The sequence below is a fragment of the Streptomyces sp. NPDC005402 genome (assembly GCF_040606575.1).
Taxonomy (GTDB): domain Bacteria; phylum Actinomycetota; class Actinomycetes; order Streptomycetales; family Streptomycetaceae; genus Streptomyces.
In genome coordinates this window covers 1-19011 of record NZ_JBEXFB010000016.1, presented here as the reverse complement: position 1 = coordinate 19011, position 19011 = coordinate 1, and the positions used below count along the sequence as shown (strand labels likewise).

At 70.2% G+C, this 19011-nt stretch carries 14 protein-coding genes; 7 read left to right on the top strand and 7 right to left on the bottom strand.

Going from position 1 to position 19011, the window contains the following annotated elements; translation table 11 throughout:
• The 3 genes from ABZT02_RS28315 to ABZT02_RS28305 are packed head-to-tail and all read left to right on the top strand — an operon-like array spanning position 1 to position 7534.
• Complete coding sequence (locus tag ABZT02_RS28315) at positions 1-3246, top strand: glycosyl hydrolase family 28 protein (RefSeq protein WP_356022140.1); 3246 nt, start codon at positions 1-3, stop codon at positions 3244-3246.
• A complete protein-coding gene (locus ABZT02_RS28310; protein WP_356022138.1) occupies positions 3243-5492 on the top strand; it encodes an alpha-galactosidase in 2250 nt (749 codons plus the stop codon). The genes ABZT02_RS28315 and ABZT02_RS28310 overlap by 4 nt, the downstream gene beginning before the upstream one ends.
• Before the next feature lie 11 nt (positions 5493-5503).
• Entirely contained in the window at positions 5504-7534 is a 2031-nt protein-coding gene (locus ABZT02_RS28305; RefSeq protein WP_356022135.1) for a PQQ-dependent sugar dehydrogenase, read from the top strand.
• A gap of 26 nt (positions 7535-7560) precedes the next feature.
• Here ABZT02_RS28305 and ABZT02_RS28300 read toward each other — a convergent pair whose 3' ends face one another.
• From ABZT02_RS28300 to ABZT02_RS28290, 3 genes are all read right to left on the bottom strand, one after another.
• Positions 7561-9387, bottom strand: coding sequence for an AMP-dependent synthetase/ligase (locus tag ABZT02_RS28300; RefSeq protein WP_356022133.1), 1827 nt, complete (start codon positions 9385-9387; stop codon positions 7561-7563).
• 301 nt (positions 9388-9688) lie between these two features.
• A complete protein-coding gene (locus tag ABZT02_RS28295) occupies positions 9689-9856 on the bottom strand; it encodes a hypothetical protein (RefSeq protein WP_356022131.1) in 168 nt (55 codons plus the stop codon).
• Positions 9857-9880: 24 nt separating this feature from the next.
• Positions 9881-10744 (bottom strand): LysR substrate-binding domain-containing protein, encoded by an 864-nt coding sequence (locus ABZT02_RS28290; protein WP_356022129.1) that lies wholly within the window; start codon positions 10742-10744, stop codon positions 9881-9883.
• Positions 10745-10927: 183 nt separating this feature from the next.
• Here ABZT02_RS28290 and ABZT02_RS28285 point away from each other — a divergent pair, with 183 nt between their 5' ends.
• Entirely contained in the window at positions 10928-11953 is a 1026-nt protein-coding gene (locus ABZT02_RS28285) for a bile acid:sodium symporter family protein (RefSeq protein WP_356022531.1), read from the top strand.
• Here the strand turns inward: ABZT02_RS28285 and ABZT02_RS28280 are convergent.
• From ABZT02_RS28280 to ABZT02_RS28270, 3 genes are all read right to left on the bottom strand, one after another.
• Positions 11889-13115, bottom strand: coding sequence for a DUF4185 domain-containing protein (locus ABZT02_RS28280; protein ID WP_356022126.1), 1227 nt, complete (start codon positions 13113-13115; stop codon positions 11889-11891). The two genes, ABZT02_RS28285 and ABZT02_RS28280, sit on opposite strands and share 65 nt — an antisense overlap.
• A gap of 11 nt (positions 13116-13126) precedes the next feature.
• A complete protein-coding gene (locus tag ABZT02_RS28275; protein ID WP_356022124.1) occupies positions 13127-15016 on the bottom strand; it encodes a sialidase family protein in 1890 nt (629 codons plus the stop codon).
• A gap of 99 nt (positions 15017-15115) precedes the next feature.
• Positions 15116-16033, bottom strand: coding sequence for a zinc-binding dehydrogenase (locus tag ABZT02_RS28270; RefSeq protein WP_356022121.1), 918 nt, complete (start codon positions 16031-16033; stop codon positions 15116-15118).
• 89 nt (positions 16034-16122) lie between these two features.
• On the opposite strand from ABZT02_RS28270, the gene ABZT02_RS28265 reads away from it, so the two are divergent.
• Together ABZT02_RS28265 and ABZT02_RS28260 are read left to right on the top strand one after the other, a co-directional pair.
• Positions 16123-16560 (top strand): MarR family transcriptional regulator, encoded by a 438-nt coding sequence (locus ABZT02_RS28265; protein WP_356022119.1) that lies wholly within the window; start codon positions 16123-16125, stop codon positions 16558-16560.
• 19 nt (positions 16561-16579) lie between these two features.
• Positions 16580-17107 (top strand): isochorismatase family protein, encoded by a 528-nt coding sequence (locus ABZT02_RS28260; protein ID WP_356022116.1) that lies wholly within the window; start codon positions 16580-16582, stop codon positions 17105-17107.
• 120 nt (positions 17108-17227) lie between these two features.
• Here ABZT02_RS28260 and ABZT02_RS28255 read toward each other — a convergent pair whose 3' ends face one another.
• Positions 17228-17947 carry an SDR family oxidoreductase gene (locus ABZT02_RS28255; RefSeq protein ID WP_356022113.1) on the bottom strand — a complete coding sequence of 240 codons (720 nt, stop codon included), beginning with the start codon at positions 17945-17947 and terminating at the stop codon, positions 17228-17230.
• A gap of 117 nt (positions 17948-18064) precedes the next feature.
• Between ABZT02_RS28255 and ABZT02_RS28250 the strand changes: the two genes are divergently transcribed.
• The gene (locus tag ABZT02_RS28250; protein ID WP_356022111.1) at positions 18065-18886 is read left to right on the top strand and encodes a LysR family transcriptional regulator; all 822 of its coding nucleotides are present in this window, start codon (positions 18065-18067) and stop codon (positions 18884-18886) included.
• Positions 18887-19011 lie beyond the last annotated feature (125 nt).

Sequence of the window (19011 nt, the reverse complement as noted above, 5' to 3'; positions counted from 1 at the left end):
TTGATACCCCCCACTGCCCCACGCTCCCGTTCCCGGGCGGCGGCGATCGTCCTCTTCGTCGTCGCCGTCGTCCTCGGACTCAGCCACCCGGCGGCCCCGGCCGCCCCGCAGGACCCGTCCCGAGCCGCCGCCGTCTTCGACGTACGCGACTACGGCGCCAAGGGAGACGGCTCCGCCAACGACACCCCCGCCGTCAACAAGGCGATCAGCGCGGCGAGTTCGGCGGCGGGCGGCGGAGTCGTCCGCTTCCCGCCCGGCGACTACAAGTCGAAGAACACCATCCACATGAAGAGCCATGTGACGCTCAGCCTCGACAAGGGCGCCACCCTCCAGGGCGCCGGCGCCGACACCTACGACAAGGCCGAGTCCAATCCGTACGACAGCTACCAGGACTACGGGCACAGCCACTTCCGCGACGCGATGATCTACGGCGACAAGCTGACCGACATCGGCTTCGTCGGCCAGGGCGTCATCGACGGCATGGGCAACCTGATCACCGGCAACCCGAAGTCCGGCGAGGCCGACAAGATCATCTCCCTGACCCGGTGCGACGGACTCACGATCGGCGACGGCCTCACCCTCCGCCGCGGCGGCCACTTCGCGGCGCTCGTCAACGGCTGCAAGAACGTGACGTCGGACCACCTGACCATCGACACCGCGAGCGACCGCGACGGCTGGAACATCATCTCCACGACGAACGTCACGGTGACGAACGCGAACATCAAGGCCAACGACGACGCCCTGGTCTTCAAGAGCGACTACGCCCTCGGCGCCAAGCTGCCCAACGGCCACGTCCGCGTGGGCGACAGCTTCCTGTCCGCCCGTTGCTGCAACGCCCTCATGTTCGGCTCGGAGACCTGCGGCGACTTCTCGGACTACCGGTTCGAGAACATCCGTATCGACGGCGCCGACAAGTCCGGCCTCGGCATGGTGTCGATGGACGGCGCGAAGATCTCCGACGTCCACTACCGCGACATCACGATGACGAACGTCCACTCGCCGATCATGCAGAAGATCGGCACCCGAAAGCGGTGCGGCAACAGTCCCGGTGTCGGATCGATCAGCGACATCACGTACGACGACATCACGGCCACCGGCAGCAGTCCGTCCTTCAGCCCGACCCTGTGGGGCGAGACCGGCCACCGCATCAAGGGCGTGACCTTCAACAACGTCGACATCACGGTCCCGGGCGGCAACGGCACCATGTCCACCGGTGTGCCGGGCAACGACCCGAACGACTACAACCCCAAGGCCATCGGCACCCGGCCGGCGTACGGCTGGTACCTCCACAACGCCGACGACATCCGCTTCACCGACAGCTCCGTGAAGTTCGCAGCGGACGACGGCCGCCCGGCATTCCTCGCCAACGCGGCGGACGGCATCCGGCTCACCCGGTTCACCGCGCAGAAGGGCGGCGGCTCCCCGTACGACGTGGGCTTCCAGGACGTGACGGGCGGCTGCCTGACGGACAGTCACAACACCTCCGGGGGCTCCCTGCGGGTCTCGGGAAGCCAGGACTGCGGCAGTACGGCGGTGAAGCCGCTCGACCTCGAGAACCCCCGCCAGGACTTCCTGCGCAACTCCGTCGGCGGCCTCTTCCTGCACTGGGGCCTGCGCACCGCACCGGCCCACACCAGCTGCACGGCCTGGGAGGACGACGTCACGAACGGCGGCTGGAACGCCGACTACTGGGTGAAGGAGGCCCAGAAGCTGCACACGCAGTACCTCGTCCTCGCCTCCTTCCACAGCCGCCTCGGTTACGCCCGCACCTGGCCGTCGAAGATCCCCGGCTCCTGCTCCACCGAGCGGGACTTCCTGGGTGAACTGGTCACCGCCGCGAAGGCCAAGGGGCTGAAGGTCATCCTCTACATGACCAATGACCCCCAGTGGCACGACGAGGGCGGCCACGAGTGGCTCGACTCGGCCGCCTACTCCGCCTACAAGGGCAAGAACGTCGACCTGACCACCAACGACGGCTTCGGGCAGTTCAGTTACGACAACTTCTTCGAGGTCATGAACCGCTACCCCGACCTCGGCGGCTTCTGGATCGACAACGACAACGCCTACTGGGAGAGCCACGACCTCTACCGGCAGATCTACGAGAAGCGTCCGAACTACACGCTCAGCAACAACAACGAAGACACGTCGATCATGGACATGATCAGCAATGAGCAGAAGACGGGGATGACGCCGGCGTACGACTACCCGCAGGCGGTCTACACGGCCCAACCCCGCGTCACCGAGGCGGACTTCAAGCTGCCCTCCACCGGCGCCTGGTGGTACGGCGGCACCGACCCGTCGGTCGACAAGATGCTCACCCTCGGCCGCCTCGTCACCAACGCCGGCTCGTCCGTGAAGGCACTGATGGCCGAGACCGCCCAGGTCAACGGCAAGTTCCCGGCCAACCAGGCCGACTTCAACAATGTCGCGAACTCCTACCTCGACCCCATCTGGGAGTCCCTGCACGGCACGGAGGGCGGCGGCTACCTGTACGGCGGGCTCAAGCCGGGATTCTGGAACGACGGCGCCCATGGCGTCACCACGATCAGCAAGACCGACCCCGACCGCCAGTACATCCACGTCCTGACCCCGCCCAGCACCAGCACCCTGCGCATCCGCGACAACGGCTACCGCGTCGCGTCGGTCACCAACCTCCGTACGGGCGCGGCGGTTTCGTGGTCGCAGTCGGGCGGCGTACTCACCCTCACCGGCCTCGGGAACTGGGACCCGTACGACACGGTGTTCAAGGTCACCACAGCCGGGCGCCAGGGCATCCTCACCGGCGTCAAGGTGAGCGCGAGCGCCTCGGCGAGCGGTCACGCGGGCTCGGCCGCCGGTGACGGGGACTACCGCACCTACTGGGACAACGACAAGACCCTCCCCGTGAGCCTCACCTTCGACCTCGGCAGTTCGAAGAAGGTCCAGTACCTCGGGCTCAACCAGCGCGAGGACTCCGTCTCCTACGCCCGCTCGGACACCGAGCAGTCGGCGCGGATCAAGGACTACAAGGTGTATCTGAGTGCTGACGGCTCCACCTGGGGCAGCGCGGTGAAGACCGGCCAGCTGCCGAGCCGCCGCGGCATGCAGGGCATCGACCTGACCGCGGCCAACGCCCGCTATGTCCGCCTGGAGGTCAGCTCCACCTGGGCCGCCGCCACCGACACCACCCGCTACAAGCGACTGCGCATCGACGAGGCGTGGATCGGCACGTCGTACGCCACACCCACGAACGGGGGACAGTCATGATCCGGATCAGATCGCTCACGGCCGCGGTGGCTGGCCTGCTCCTCGCCGCCGCCGTGCCGCTCGTGGGCACCGCCCAACCGGCCGCCGCCTCCGACAACGGCCAGTCCGTCCGGCCCGCCATGGGATGGTCCAGCTGGAGCTACGTGCGCCGCACTCCGACCGAGGCGAAGATCAAGGCGCAGGCCGACGCGCTGGTCGCCAACGACCTCAAGGACCACGGATTCGTGTACGTCAACCTCGACGACTTCTGGCAGAAGTGCGACAGCAACGGCTTCGTCGTCGACGGCTACGGCCGCTGGACCGCCGACACGGCAAAGTTCCCCGGCGGGATCAAGGCGCTGGCCGACTACGTCCACTCCAAGGGCCTGAAGTTCGGCTTCTACGTCACTCCGGGCATCGCGAAGAACGCCGTCACCAAGAACACGCCGATCGAAGGGACCTCGTACCACGCGAAGGACATCGCGGACACGTCCAGGACCGAGAAGAACTACAACTGCAAGAACATGTACTACATCGACTACTCCAAGCCGGGAGCGCAGGAGTTCGTCGACTCCTGGGCCCGGCAGTTCGCGTCCTGGGGTGTCGACTACCTGAAGATCGACGGAGTGGGCAGCGCGGACATCCCCGACGTCCAGGCCTGGGACAAGGCGCTGCGAGCGAGCGGACGGCCCATCAACTTCGCGCTCTCCAACAACCTCCCGATCGCCGACGCCTCCACCTGGCGGAAACTGGCCAACAGCTGGCGTACCCAGGGTGACATCGAGTGCTACTGCGGGCCGGGGAGCAACGGCAGCGGCTATCCCCTCACCGACTGGTCCCACGTCACCAAACGCTTCGACTCGGCAGCCTCCTGGCAGCCGTACGCAGGCCCCGGCGGCTGGAACGACCTGGACTCGCTGGAGGTCGGCAACGGCTACCAGGTGGGCCTGACCGCCGACCAGCGGCGCTCCCACTTCACCCTGTGGGCGATGGCGGCCTCGCCGCTGCTGCTCGGCACCGACCTCACCCACCTCGACTCCGTCGACAAGGCGATGCTGACCAACGACCGCCTCATCGGGGTCGACCAGGACGGCGTGGCCGCCAAGCGGATCGTGAACAGCGGGGTCAAGCAGGTCTGGAGCAAGAAGGAGAGCGACGGCCAGTACGTGGTGGCCCTGTTCAACACCGGTACGTCCGGCAACGCGACGGTCACCGTGGACTGGTCCCAGGTCGGCTTCACCGGCTCCGGAGACGTCACCGACCTGTGGTCCGGCTCCCACAAAGGTGTGATCGCCGACTCCTACAGCGCGACCCTGCGGCCCGGCGAGACCCGGCTGATCCGTGTGAAGCCCGTCAACTCCCTCAAGAGCGCGGCTGCTTCACCGGGCATGGCCGTCGCCCCCTACGAGTACCTCGGCTGGGGCAACCCGCAGAACCCCACCTCGGTGATGTCGGCGACCGGCGTCAAGTGGTTCACCCTCGCGTTCATCCTCTCCGACGGCGGCTGCAACCCGAAGTGGGACGGCTCGCGCCCGCTGACCGGCGGCACCGACCAGTCGAGGATCGACGCGATCAGATCCGCCGGCGGTGACGTCATGGTCTCCGTCGGCGGCTGGAGCGGGAACAAGCTCGGTGAGAAGTGCTCCAGTGCCTCGGCGCTCGCCGGCGCCTACCAGAAAGTGATCAACGCCTACAAGCTGAAGGCCCTCGACATCGACATCGAGAACACCGAGTGGTCCAACGCGACCGTACGGCAGCGGGTCGTCGACGCGCTGAAGACCGTCAAGGCGAACAACCCCGGCCTGAAGACCGTCATCACCTTCGGCACCACCACCAGCGGCCCCGACTCCACCGGCGTCGACATGATCAAGCGGGCGGCGAACTCGGGCCTGGCGAACGACGTGTGGTGCATCATGCCGTTCGACTTCGGCGGCGGCACCACGAACATGGGCACCCTGACCACGCAGGCCATGGAAGGACTCAAGGCACGGGTCAAGTCGGCGTACGGCTACAGCGACGCCACCGCCTACGCCCATATCGGGCTGTCCTCGATGAACGGCAAGACCGACGACTCCGGTGAGCGCGTCCGGGTCGCCGACTTCAGGACCATGCTCGCCTACGCCCAGCAGCACCACATCGGGCGCCTCACCTACTGGTCCGTCAACCGCGACCGCCCCTGCGACTCGGGCACCGACGGCGACTCCTGCAGCGGCGTGACGCAGCAGCCGTACGAGTACCTCAAGGTCTTCACCCAGTACACGGGCTGAAGGGAACATCCGTGAAAACTAGAAGAGTTCTGCCCTACGGCCTCGCCGCGGCCCTCGCGCTGCCCCTGGCCGGCCTGAGCCAGGCCTCCGCGCTCGCGGCCACCGACTACCAGGCGGAGGACGCGACCGTCGTACAGGGCACGGTGGCCACCAACCACACCGGTTACACGGGCACCGGCTTCGTCGACTACACCAACGTCAAGGGCGCCTATGTGGAGTTCACCGTCAGCGCGGCTTCCGCGGGCACCACGGCCGTCACCTTCCGCTATGCCAACGGGACCTCGACCGACCGGCCCATGGACATCTCCGTGAACGGCACGGTCGTGTCCTCGGCCGTCTCCTTCCCGGCCACCGCCGACTGGAACACCTGGGCCACCAGAACCGTCGACGTCCCGCTCACCGCGGGCACCGCCAAGATCCGCGCGACCGCCACCACCGCCGCCGGAGGCCCCAACCTCGACCGCATCGGCGTCGATACGGCCACCGACTCCCAGGCCCCGAGCCGTCCCGGGCAGCCCAGTTGCTCCGAGATCGATGAGAACGGGCTCACGCTGGCCTGGGGCGCCTCCACCGACAACGTGGGCGTGACGGCGTACGACCTCTACGAGCACGGCAACAAGATCGGTGAGGCGCCCGGCGGTTCGACCAGCAAGCCGCTCACCGGTCTGACCCCCGCCACCACCTACAACCTCACGATCATCGCCCGTGACGCGGCCGGCAACACGTCCCCGGCGAGCCCCGTCGTCGACTGCACCACCAAGCCCAGCTCCGACACCACCCGACCGACCAAGCCCGGCACCCTGTCCGCGGCGGACGTCACCGCGAACAGCGCCGCACTGAGCTGGGGCGTCTCCACCGACAACCGGGCGGTCACCGGCTACGACCTGCGCAGTGACACCACCGTCTACAAGTCCGTCACCTCCGACACCTCGACCACGCTGACCGGGCTCGCCTGCAACAGCCCGTACAGCCTGAACGTCGTCGCCCGAGACGCGGCCGGCAACGTCAGCGAGCCGAGCAACACGGTCACCTTCACCACCAAGGCGTGCGCCACCGACGGCGGCGTCCCCTCCTCCATCGCCACGCTCTCCTCCGGCTGGACCATCCCCTGGGGTATCTTCTGGCTGCCCGACGGCAAGAGCGCGCTGGTCACCGAGCGGGACGACTTCCGGGTCTGGAAGGTCACCAAGGACGGCACGAAGACGCAGGTCGGCACCGTCCCGAACGCCGTCACCACCAACGGCGAAGGCGGACTGCTCGGTGTCGCCGTCGACCCGAAGTGGGAGACGAACCACCGCGTCTACTTCATGCACACCGCGTCCGAGGGCAACCGTGTGGTCCGCATGACGTACGACGGGACCACACTGAGCGACTACACAGTCCTCCTGCAGGGCATCAAGAAGAACCGCTACCACAACGGCGGCCGCCTCGCCTTCGGCCCCGACGGCTACCTCTACGTCTCCACCGGCGAGGCCCAGACACCCGACCTGGCGCAGGACAAGAGCTCCCTCAACGGCAAGATCCTGCGCATGACGACGGACGGGAAACCGGCCCCGGGCAACCCGTTCGGCACCTACGTCTACAGCCTCGGCCACCGCAACCCGCAGGGCCTCGCCTTCGACCGGAGCGGCCGCCTGTGGGAAGCGGAGTTCGGCAACAGCTCCAAGGACGAACTGAACCTGATCAAGCCCGGCGCGAACTACGGCTGGCCGGTCTGCGAGGGCACCTGCTCCACCGCCGGGATGACCAACCCGAAGGCCACCTGGAACGTCTCGGAGGCCTCGCCGAGCGGCATCGCGATCGTGCGCAACGTCGTCTACATGGCCTCTCTGCGCGGTGAGCGGCTGTGGCGGATCCCCATCAACGGCGACAACGAGAGCGTCGGCACGCCGACCGCGTACTACGTGGGCACCTACGGCCGGCTGCGCACGGTCACCAAGGTGCCGGGCGCCGACCAGCTGTGGCTGTCGACCACCAACTGCGACAACAACGGAGGTGCGGCGGACGGATCGGACAAGATCTTCCGCGTGACGATCAGCTGACAGACCCCAGGCCGTGACACGGGTCGTCAGGCCCGGTACAGCGCCTCGACCTCGCCCGCGTACGCCGTCTCGATCGCCTTGCGCTTCAGCTTCAGCGACGGGGTGAGCAGCCCGTGCTCCTCGGTGAAGGGCTGCGCGAGGATGCGGAACGTGCGGATCGACTCGGCCTGCGAGACCAGGGTGTTGGCGGCCACCACGGCACGCCGCACCTCGGTCTCCAGGTCGGCGTCGCGCACGAGCTGGGCCGGGGACATCCGGGGCTTGTCGCGCATACCCAGCCAGTGCTCGACGGCCTCCTGGTCGAGGGTGACCAGGGCGGCGACGTAGGGCCGGTCGTTGCCCACGACGATGCACTGCGAGACCAGCGGATGGTCGCGCACCCGCTCCTCAAGGACGCCGGGGGAGACGCTCTTGCCGCCGGAGGTGACGAGGATCTCCTTCTTGCGGCCGGTGATGGTGAGGTAGCCGTCCTCGTCGAGGGAGCCGAGGTCACCGGTGGCGAGCCAGCCGTCGTGCAGGGACTCGTCGGTGGCCTTCTCGTTGTTCAGGTAGCCCTGGAAGACGTTGGCGCCGTGCAGCCAGATCTCGCCGTCGTCCGCGATGTGCACGGTCATGCCGGGGATGGGCTGGCCGACCGTGCCGTAACGGGTGCGCTCGGGAGGGTTGGCGGTGGCGGCCGCCGTCGTCTCGGTGAGGCCGTAGCCCTCGTAGATGTGGACGCCCGCGCCGGCGAAGAACAGCCCCAGCTTGCGGTCCATGGCCGAGCCGCCGGTCATCGCGTGCCGGATCCGGCCGCCCATCGCCGCCCGCAGCTTGGAGTAGACGAGCTTGTCGAAGAGCTGGTGCTGCATCCGCAGCCCCGCCGACGGGCCGGGACCGAGACCCCAGGCCTTGGCCTCCATGGCTTCGGCGTACTTCACCGCCACGTCGACGGCCTTCTCGAACGGGCCGGCCTTGCCCTCCTTCTCGGCCTTGCGGCGGGAGGCGTTGAAGACCTTCTCGAAGATGTACGGCACCCCGAGGAAGAACGTCGGCTTGAACGCGGCGAGGTCGGGCAGCAGGGCGGCCGCGTTCATCTGCGGCTGGTGGCCGAAGCGGACCCGCCCACGGATCGCGGCGACCTGCACCATCCGCCCGAAGACGTGCGCGAGCGGCAGGAACAGCAGGGTCGCCGCCTCGTCGCCCTTCTTGGAGTGGAACACCGGCTCCCAGCGCTCGATGACGGTGTCCGCCTCGTACATGAAGTTGCCGTGGGTGATCACACAGCCCTTGGGGCGGCCGGTGGTGCCCGAGGTGTAGATGATCGTCGCGGTCGAGTCCGGGGTCACGGCCTGCCGGTGGCGGTGCACCACCTCGTCCTCGATGGCGGCACCGGCGTCGTACAGCTCCCGCACCGCGCCGGAGTCCAGCTGCCACAGCCGGTGCAGCTGGGGGAGCCGGTCGATGACGGTGGCGATCGTCATCGCGTGGTCCTCGTGCTCCACGATCGCGGCCGTGCACTCGGCGTCGTACAGCGCCCAGAAGCACTGCTCGGCGGAGGAGGTCGGGTAGACCGGCACCACCTGGGCGCCGATCGTCCACAGGGCGAAGTCGAACAGGGTCCACTCGTAGCGGGTGCGGGACATGATCGCGACCCGGTCGCCGAAGCGGATCCCCTGGGCGAGCAGTCCCTTGGCGAGGGCCATGACCTCGTCGCGGAACTCCGCGGAGGTCACGTCCCGCCACTGCCCGTTCCCGTCCTTGCGGCCGAGGGCGAGGTGCATGGGGTCGTTCTGGGCATGCTCGAAGACGACGTCGGCCAGTCCGCCCACGGGGGGTGCCAACGCCAACGGAGGGTTGGTGAACTCGCGCAAACCCCGCTCCCCGCTCTCCCTGGCGCTCAGTGAAGCTCCGCACAGCGCCGTGAAAGCTACCCCACCCGGGCATCCGGCGGGAGAGGGGCCGAAGCCGAGCGGTGCTCATGTATGGCCAGGTCAGCACCGGAAAATACGCTCACATGGGGAAGGGTCGGACACAAAACTGACGTTTGAGTAAGGTTCTGAGCCGTAATCTCCACCGAATCTGTACGACCCGGCTATGGCTCCGGATCTTGCAGGAACGGTCATCCCTGGGCTGTGCTCTTCTCTTCCGTCAGCGCCACCGGCGCGGAATTTGTCACTCCGGTCCGGGGCGCGCGATCTCCCGGCGGGACCGCGGCAGGGGCGTCAGCACGGTGCCGTGGACAGCCACCCCGAGCGCGGACCCGAGCCGTCGGTACGCGATCGCCGTCCCGTCGGCCGTGCCGAGCGCTCGGCCGGAGCGGCCCGCCGCACCGGGGCTCACAGGCGGCCCGTGCCGATACGGCGGTCACCGCCGATGCAGCCGGTCCCCGCCCGCCAGAATCGCGGAGGCGAGCGCGTCCGCCGCTCCCTGTGCGGCCGTACGCCGCCGCCCGTGGACCAGCACGAAGTCCACCCGCCCCAGCTCCGGCAGCCCGGACCGGTCGGGCACCCGCCCCAGCCCCGGCGGCACCAGCCCCCGGGAGTGCGCCATCACCCCCAGCCCGGCCCGTGCCGCGGCGATCAGGCCGTTGAGGCTCCCGCTGGTGCACACGATCCGCCACTCCCGCCCCTGCCGCTCCAGCGCCTCCAGAGCCAGCGTCCGGGTGATCCCCGGCGGTGGGTAGACGATCAGCGGCACCGGCCGGTCCGCGTCCAGGCGCAGCCGCTCCGCCCCGATCCAGACCAGCCGGTCGTGCCAGACCAGTTCACCCCGGGGGTCCTCCGGCCGCCGCTTGGCGAGCACGAGGTCCAGCTTCCCGGCGGCCAGTCGCTCGTGCAGGGTGCCCGACAGCTCGACCGTCAGCTCCAGGTCCACCTCGGGATGGTCGTGCCGGAAGCTCTCGAGGATCTCCGGCAGCCGGGTGAGGACGAAGTCCTCCGACGCCCCGAACCGCAGCCGCCCCCGCACGCGCGTGCCGGTGAAGAACGCGGTCGCCTGGTCGTGCACCTCCAGGATCCGCCGAGCGAACCCCAGCATCGCCTCGCCGTCCTCCGTCAGCTCCACGGAGTGGGTGTCCCGGGTGAACAGCTGCCGCCCCGTGGCGTCCTCGAGACGCCGGACGTGCTGGCTCACCGTCGACTGACGCAGCCCGAGTCTGCGCGCGGCCTGCGTGAAGCTCAGGGTCTGCGCCACCGCCAGGAACGTACGCAACTGCGACGGGTCGTACATACCGTGAGCTTATCGCGGAACATGATGACAGTCAGAGTGGTATGCGGGATTCCCGATCAAGGGGTGAAGGAGGACGATGGAGGGGGACCCCCCGTCCTGAGGGAGGGTGCCCGTCATGACCCCGTACCGCCGTCGAACACGAGTAAGTGGAGCACCGTGAAGCGCCTGAAGTGGCCGGCCTGGATGCCGGTCGACCCGTACATCCTGTTGCTGCTCGGCACGGTGGGCCTCGCGGCCCTCGTACCGGCGCGCGGGACCACCGCGGACGTGGCCTCCGGAGCCTCCACGGCGGCGATCGCCTTCCTCTTCTTCCTGTACGGCGCCCGCCTCTCCACCCGTGAGGCCCTGGACGGCCTCAAGCACTGGCGGCTGCACGTCACGGTTCTCACCTGTACGTTCGTGATCTTCCCGCTGCTGGGCCTCGCCGCCCGGGGACTCGTCCCGGTCTTCCTGACGGACCCGCTCTACCAGGGCCTGCTCTTCCTCACGCTGGTCCCCTCCACCATCCAGTCCTCGATCGCCTTCACCTCGATGGCCCGCGGCAACGTGCCCGCCGCGATCTGCGCCGGCTCCTTCTCCTCCCTGGTCGGCATCGTCATCACGCCGCTCCTCGCGGCCGCCCTGCTCGGCAACAGCGGCGGCGGGTTCTCGGCCGACTCGCTCCTGAAGATCGTGCTCCAGCTGCTGGTGCCGTTCCTGGCGGGGCAGTTGCTGCGCCGCTGGATCGGCGGCTTCGTCGCCCGCCACAAGAAGGTCCTCGGCCTCGTCGACCGCGGTTCGATCCTGCTGGTCGTCTACACCGCGTTCAGCGAGGGCATGGTCCAGGGCATCTGGCACCAGGTGAGCCCGCTCAGACTCGGCGGACTCATGGTCGTCGAGGCCGTCCTCCTCGCCCTGATGCTGGCCCTGACCTGGTACGGCTCCAAGGCGCTCCGCTTCGGCCGCGAGGACCGCATCGCCATCCAGTTCGCCGGCTCGAAGAAGTCCCTCGCCTCCGGACTCCCCATGGCCAGCGTCCTGTTCGGGGCGCACGCCTCGCTCGCCGTGCTCCCGCTGATGCTCTTCCACCAGATGCAGCTGATGGTCTGCGCGGTGATCGCCAAACGCCGCTCGCACGACCCCGCCCCGGACGAGACCGGGCAGGTCAGCGCGACGGGGTCAGCCGCAGGGTCACGAACCGCGGTCGGTACAGCGACACGTTCCGGTTGAGCTGGACCGAAGCGGCCGCCGTCTCCAGCCAGTTGACGTCGTAGCTCAGCACCAGCCGTCCCCCGCCGCTGAGTTCGAGGTGCGCCTGCGGGTTGTAGGCGGCGACCTGGCCGGACGGCAGGGGCGGGGTGAAGTCCTTCTCCGGACCGTGCCACGGTCCGGTGGGGGAGCAGGCCCAGTACGACGTCACGGCCGCCAGCCCCTTCGTCCCCGCGGCCATGGTGAACAGCACGTACGTCCCGTCGTGCCGTACGACGGAGAAGGCGCTGCCCACCCCGGTGCGCCGCCCGTCCCCGAGCACCGGACGCGGGCGGGCGCCGGTCGTCCACGCCGAGCCGTCCCAGTACTCCCAGGCGCCCGGCTCGGCGAGAGCGCCCTCGGGCACCCGGGCCACGTACGCCGAGGACGCGGACCGGGACGCGGCCCGGCCGTCGTCGCCGCCGAACACGTACGTCCACTCGCCGTCCTCGACCAGCGTGGTCCCGAACAGCACCCGCCGGGACGGGTCCTTGACCCGCTGCTCGTCGAGGACCTTCGTGATCGACTCGACGCGCAGGTCGGGCAGCGACAGCGTGGCGACCTCGGTGGCGGTCGGGACGCCGTAGATCCAGGGGAACTGCCCGGCGCTGCGCACCCACAGCAGGACCCGGACGACCTGCTCCCGCGAGCCGGGGGAGCGGGGCTCGACGCGGGCCGCGACCGGCCAGCGCCACTGGTTCGGACCGGGGTCCGGGAACAGGGGCGCCGAAAGGGTGCTCTCCAGGCGCCCGTCGCGCATCAGCACCGCCGAGTTGCGCACCAGGGGGGCGGTGGTGTCACGCCAGGCGTGCGGCTCGCCGAACGGGTTGGGCGGGCCGTACACCCGGCCCAGGTAGGTGTCGGAGAACAGCCACAGCAGCCGTCCGTCGGGCAGCCGTACCGAGTGGGTGCCGTCGCCGCCCGTCCAGTCGTCGCTGCGGCCGGCGTCGTCGCCGTAGCGGGCGAACTCGGCGGTGCGGCGCTGGTCCGCCGACCAGGAGCCGACGGTCAGCGGTGTGCAGTCGCCCGCCTTGCGCCCGTCGCCGTCCGGGAGGGCGGTGAGCAGCACGGCTCCGAGCACCAGCGCCAGCAGCAGACCGACGCCGGTGCCGGTTCGCTGTCGTGCTCGTGCGTCCTCGGGCACGGTTCGCGACGTTAGCGGCTGCCGCTCACCCGGTCCATGGGCAGCCACAGGACGGTGCCCGAGGGCGCGGCGTTCGCGCCGGAGATCTCCGCGTCGGTCAGGGCCCGGTTCCAGACCCGTACCTCGTCGATCGCGCCGGTGAAGAAGGCCCGGCCGTCCACGCGCTGCCCGATGTGCACACCGAACGGCGAGTTCCGGCTGACCGAGCCCGGCACGTCCGGTCCGCCGGTCGCCGTACCGTCGACGAAGAGGGCGAGCCGGCCGCCGCCCCGGCGCAGGGCCAGGTGGTGCCACCGCCCGTCGTTGTACGCGCCGCTCGTGCTCACCGTCGCCGTCCGCACGCGCGTCGCGCCCTCCCGCACGGTGATCAGCCCGCGCACCCGCCCGCTCGCCGGTTCCCCGCGCAGCCACACCTGCGGCTGGGTGCTGCCGACACCGCCCATCCACAGCAGCGGCTGCTCCCCGGTCGTGGCCGCGTAGCGGAACCACAGGGACGCGGTGAAGTCCCCGGTGCCGAGCGGGAGTTCCGCGCGATACGGCAGGCGTACGGCGTCGTCGGCGCCGTCGAAGCCCAGGGCGCCGCCGATCACCCCCGTCGTCTCGCGGGCACCGCCGAGAACGGCCGCGCGCGGGGCGCGCGGAGCGAGGTCGGGGGTGGTCGGGTCGGGGCCGCGGCGCGGGGTCAGCCAGTCCTCGGTGAAGCGGGCGAAGCGGATCTCGTCGCGCGCGTCGGCGGTCCCGCCCTCGTACAGCAGACCCACCGTGTCCTCGTCGACCCGGGCCAGGTCGGAGTAGCCGGACCAGTCCGTGGTGACGACCGTGCCGCGGTCGGGGGTGTCCCAGGTCCGGCCGCCGTCGTAGGAGGAGCGGATCGTCATCGTGCGGCGGCGGTCGGGATCGGCGGGGCAGGACAGCAGCAGGCGCTCACCGAGGCCGAGGGTGGCGCACTGCACCTGCGGTGCGTACAGGTCCGGGAGGGCCCGGAAGGGGGACGCAAAGCTGTCCCCACCGTCGAGGCTGACGGCCTGGGTGCGGTGGCCGAGGTCGGTGCCGTCCTGTTCACGTCCGCTGACGAGGACGGAGCCGTCGGTGCGCTCGGTGAGCGTGATTTCGGAGGGCTTCTGCCGGAAGGTGCCGCCGACGGTGACCGGCCAGGAGTCGGTGGCGCCGACCCGCCAGTGCTCCCCGCCGTCGTCGCTCACGACGAGTGCCGCGTGGTTCGCGGAAGCCCGGCCGCCGTCCCACGTCTCGGAGTTGACGCCGAAGACCAGCCGTCCGGCAGCCCGGCCGTGGCTCAGCTGGATGCCGTGCACGGGGCCGGTGGCGTACCAGGAGTGTTGCTGCGGGGGCAGGATCTCGTCGCTCAGATCGCGGGGCGCGGACCAGGTGCGGCCGTCGTCGTCGCTGTACTGGAGGTACGGGGTGCGGTCGCAGGGCGCCGCGCAACTCCCGCTGTCCGCACGGCCCGTGTTGTACGTCTCGGCCAGCAGGACACGGCCCGTCTCGCGGTCCACGACCGGGGCCGGGTTGCCGTGGGTGTCGCCCGCTCCATCGTTGACCACCTGGAGGGGACCCCAGGTGCGGCCGCCGTCGGTGGACCGCTTGACGACGATGTCGATGTCGGCGGCGTCCCCGCAGTTGAGGACGCGTCCCTCGGCGAACGCGAGAAGGGTGCCGCCGGTGGTACGGACGATCGCCGGGATACGGAAGCAGGCGTAACCGGGGTCGCGGTCCGCCTTGAAGAGGATCTGCTCCTCGAACTTCTGTGCAGCGGCCGGAGGTTGGGCGTGGACCGGGCCCGGCAGGGAGAGCAGGGCGGCGGTCGCGGACACGGCGGTCAGGGCGGTGGTGGTGGAAACGGCGGCCAGGGAGGATCTCAGACGTGCGCGACTCGACGGCACGGGCGCCCTTTCAGTTGTCCGTACATCCGGATATGTGACTTCGGGTCACGGACGGTAGTTCCGCACCCTGCGCCTCACAAGAACCCCGCGCGTGTCCCGTCACGGATGGAGTACGACTTTCCCGAGGTTGCGCCGTGACTCGATCACCTCGTGCGCCTTCGCCGCCTCCTCCAGGGCGAACTCCCCATGCACGACGGGCCGAAGGGTGCCCTCCCTGAACATCCGCCACAGCTCCCGCCGCCACCGCTCGTACAACTCCGACCGCTCACGGGCGATCCGCGCCATCTGGAAGCCCGTCACGGACTTGGCGCCGACGAGGAGGTCGTACGCCCGGATCGTCCCGCCGCCCGAGCTGTACGCCACCAGCCGCCCGCCCGGGGTCAGTGCGGCGAGCGCCGGGGTCAGGAGCTCACCGCCGACCGCGTCGAGGACGTAGTCGACGGGATCCCCCCAACTGGCGTCCGGGTAGAGGGCGATGGCGTCGGCGCCGAGCGAGCGCACGAAGTCCGCCTTGGCCGGGGCGGAGACCGCGCCCACCACCCGGGAGGCGCCCCTGGCCCGCGCGAGCTGCACGGCGAGGTGGCCCACCCCGCTCGCCGCCGCCGTGATCAGCGCCGTCTCGCCCGGCTCGGGGCGCGCCGCCTCCAGCGCGCCGAGCGCCACCAGGCCGCTGCGGACCAGTGCGACCGCGTCGACCGCCGAGGCGTCGTCGGGGACCGGGGAGGCCATGGCCTCGTGCAGCAGCGCAAAGTCGGCGTACCCGTGACCGAAGCACAGGCCCGTGACGCGTGCGCCGGGGCGGAAGCGGGTGACCCCGGCACCGACGGACACCACCTCTCCCGCGAGCTCACCGCCGAGCGGCACCGGCGCGGCGGCTTCGGTCACCTTGCGGACGACCGGGAGCGTGACGCCGACCGCCTCGCAGCGCACGAGGAGCTCGCCCGGGCCCGGCTCGGGGACGGGAGTCTCCTCCAGGAACAGCGGGCCACCCGTGGACTCGTAACGGACGCGACGCATCGATCCGACCTCCCGTGGATTCATTGGTGATCCCAACGATAGGGCGATGGTCGTTGGGAGGTCCAATGAATAATGACTAGGCTGGATGCATGGCCGAAGCACCCCTCCCCGCGATCCGCTCCCTCCCCAGCTGGCTCCTCGGGCGCGCCGCCGCCCGCGGGCGCGCCCTGGTGGCCGAGGCGCTGGCCGGCGAGGGCATGAAGATGTGGCACCACGTGGTGCTCTCCGCCGTCCGCGACCTCGCCCCCGTCGCCCAGGCCGACCTCGGCCGCGGGGTGCGGCTCGACCCCAAGGACCTGGTGGGCATCCTGAACGACCTCCAGTCCGCCGGTCTCGTCCTGCGCGAACCGGACCCCCGGGACCGCCGCAAGAACGCGGTGTCCCTCACGGACGAGGGGGCACGGCTGCTGAAACGCTGCGAAAAGCTCGCCCGCGAGGCCAACGACGAGCTGCTGGCCCCCCTCTCGGCGACCGAACGCGCCCAGTTCATGGGCCTGTTGATCCGGATCTCCGGTACGGAGGGCTGATGAAGGATAACGTTCCGTCATGACCGGACCCCTCGCGCTCGACCCCGCACGCAGCGCCCTCGTACTCGTCGATCTGATGGACCGGATCGTCGCGCTGCCCCTGGAGCCCCGCAAAGGCACCGAAGTTCTCGCCGCCGCCGAGGAGTTGACGACCTCCTTCCGCACGGCCGGCGCGTCCGTCGTGCTCGTGCGCGTCGAACGGCCCGGCGTCGCCGACCAGCCGCCCGGCAGCGGGCTGGTGCCCGGCCTCGCCCGCCACGGCGACATCGAGATCGTGAAGCGGACCATCGGCGCCTTCCAAGGCACGGAACTGGACGCACGCCTGCGTGAACTCGGCGTCACCACGCTGGTGTTCGGCGGAATCGCCACCAACCTCGGTGTCGAGTCCACCGCCCGCGCCGCCCTCGACCTCGGCTACGACCTCGTCTTCGTGGAGGACGCCATGGCCGCCTTCACCGCCGCCGAGCACGAGGCCTCGGCACGGCTCGACTTCCCGCGGCTGGGCACGGTGGTGACGGTGGATCAGGTGAGATTCGTGGTGGGCTGACCGATCGGACGGTCAGAGCAGATGCCTGGGCTGAACGGTCAGGCCAGGGGCGCGAGCTGAACGCTCAGGGCAGGGGGCGTGGGCACTGAACGCTCAGGCCAGGGAGCGGGGGTTGAATCCTCAGACCAGGACGGTCCCGCCGTCCACGACCACCACTGAGCCGGTGCTGAAGCCGCCGCGCATCAGATAGAGGTACGCCTCGGCGATCTCCTCCGGCTCGCCGACCCGGCCGACGGGGAGCGACTGGGCGGCGGACGCGAACAGCCCGTCGCGCTCCTGCGCCGGCAGCTCCCGCCACAGTTCGGTGCGGACCACCCCGGGCTCGACCACGTTGACCCGGATCGGGGCCAGTTCCAGGGCCAGCGCCCGGGTCAGCGACTCCATCGCCCCGGCCAGGCCCGCCACCACACTCGTCCCCGGCATCGGCCGACGCGCGACGGTGCCCGTGGTGAGCACGACCGACCCGCCCTCCCGGATGTGCGGCGCCCCGTGCTTGACCACCGTGACCGCGCCCCACAGCCGCGTCTCCAGGAAGCCCCGCGCCCGGGCGAGGTCGGTCTCCGCCAAGGGCTCGAACCGCAGCGGCTCTCCCGCCGTGAAGACGAGATGGTCGAAGGCGCCGGTCCGCGCGAAGAAGGCCTGCACCTCCGCCTCCGAGGTGACGTCGAGGACGTCCCCCGAGACCCCTTGCGGCAACCGCTTCAGCGCCGCGTCCACACTCTCCTTCCGCCGCGAGGCGACCACCACCTCGGCCCCGTCCCGCACTGCCGCGTCCGCCACCGCCAGACCGATGCCCGATGTGCCGCCGACCACGACGATCCGCTGTCCCCGCAGGCTCATACCGTTTCCCCTTCCGTGGGTGTCCGGCTCCAGCCTGCGGGCGGCCCGGCCGCGCCGTCCAAGACCTCTTCCGACGTCGGCGATACCCTGGAGGTATCGCCGAGGGAAGGAACGGCCATGGACCTCGACCTGCGGAAAGTGCGCTATTTCGTCGCGGTGGCCGAGCTGCTGCACTTCGGGCGGGCGGCCGAACGGCTGCACATCGCCCAGCCCGTGCTGAGCCGCCAGATCAGGGCCCTGGAGAAGGACTTGGACGCCGAACTGTTCCGACGCGACAGCCACGGCGTCACCTTGACCCCCGCCGGACGCCAACTCCTCGACGACGCCCGGAACCTGCTCGCCGGCGCGGACGCCACCCGGCGCCGGGTCCGCCGGGCCGCCCACGGCCCGCACCGCCTGGTCGTCGGTTTCCGGGCGGGCATCGTCCTGTCCCAGGCCCTGCGCGCCTTCTGCGCCACCCGCCCCGACATCGCCGTCGAGGCACGCCGGGTCGAGTGGGACGACCAGGAGGACCTCATCCTCGACGGCACCGTCGACCTCGCCTACGTACGGCCGCCGGTACGGGAGCGCGGTCTGGAGCTGCTGCCGTTGTTCACCGAGAACCGCGTGGCGATGCTTCCCGCGGACCACCGGCTCGCCGGCAAGCAGGAGTTGATCCTGGCCGACCTCGAGGACGAGCCCCGGCTGCGGTACGCCGACCCCGGCCCGGACGACGTCCCGATCCGCACCATCGAGGAGAAGTTCGAGCGCGTGGTGGCCGGGCAGGGCATCACCCTGGTCCCCGAGTCCGTCGCCCAGCAGTACTCACGGCCGGACATCACCTACGTGCCGGTCCGGGACGCGGAGCCGGACCAGGTGTTCCTGGCCTGGGAGGCGAGCCGGAGGTCACCGCTCGTCGAAGCGTTCGTCCAGACCCTCGCCGAGGAGTCGAAGGGCTGAGGCGGGAGCCGGTCCACCCTGGTCGGCAGTCGGTCAGCCCTGGGCGGCCGTGGTGGCTGTCGGGGTGAGTCGGTGTTCTCCCGCGTACACGTTCATGGAGTGGCCGCGTAGGAAGCCGATGAGGG

Coding starts and splice junctions, on each gene's coding strand:
- ABZT02_RS28310 (WP_356022138.1), top strand. CDS start 3,243: ATGATCCGGATCAGATCGCTCACGGCCGCGGTGGCTGGCCTGCTCCTC.
- ABZT02_RS28290 (WP_356022129.1), bottom strand. CDS start 10,744: ATGTACGACCCGTCGCAGTTGCGTACGTTCCTGGCGGTGGCGCAGACC.
- ABZT02_RS28285 (WP_356022531.1), top strand. CDS start 10,928: ATGCCGGTCGACCCGTACATCCTGTTGCTGCTCGGCACGGTGGGCCTC.
- ABZT02_RS28270 (WP_356022121.1), bottom strand. CDS start 16,033: ATGCGTCGCGTCCGTTACGAGTCCACGGGTGGCCCGCTGTTCCTGGAG.
- ABZT02_RS28265 (WP_356022119.1), top strand. CDS start 16,123: ATGGCCGAAGCACCCCTCCCCGCGATCCGCTCCCTCCCCAGCTGGCTC.
- ABZT02_RS28260 (WP_356022116.1), top strand. CDS start 16,580: ATGACCGGACCCCTCGCGCTCGACCCCGCACGCAGCGCCCTCGTACTC.
- ABZT02_RS28255 (WP_356022113.1), bottom strand. CDS start 17,947: ATGAGCCTGCGGGGACAGCGGATCGTCGTGGTCGGCGGCACATCGGGC.
- ABZT02_RS28250 (WP_356022111.1), top strand. CDS start 18,065: ATGGACCTCGACCTGCGGAAAGTGCGCTATTTCGTCGCGGTGGCCGAG.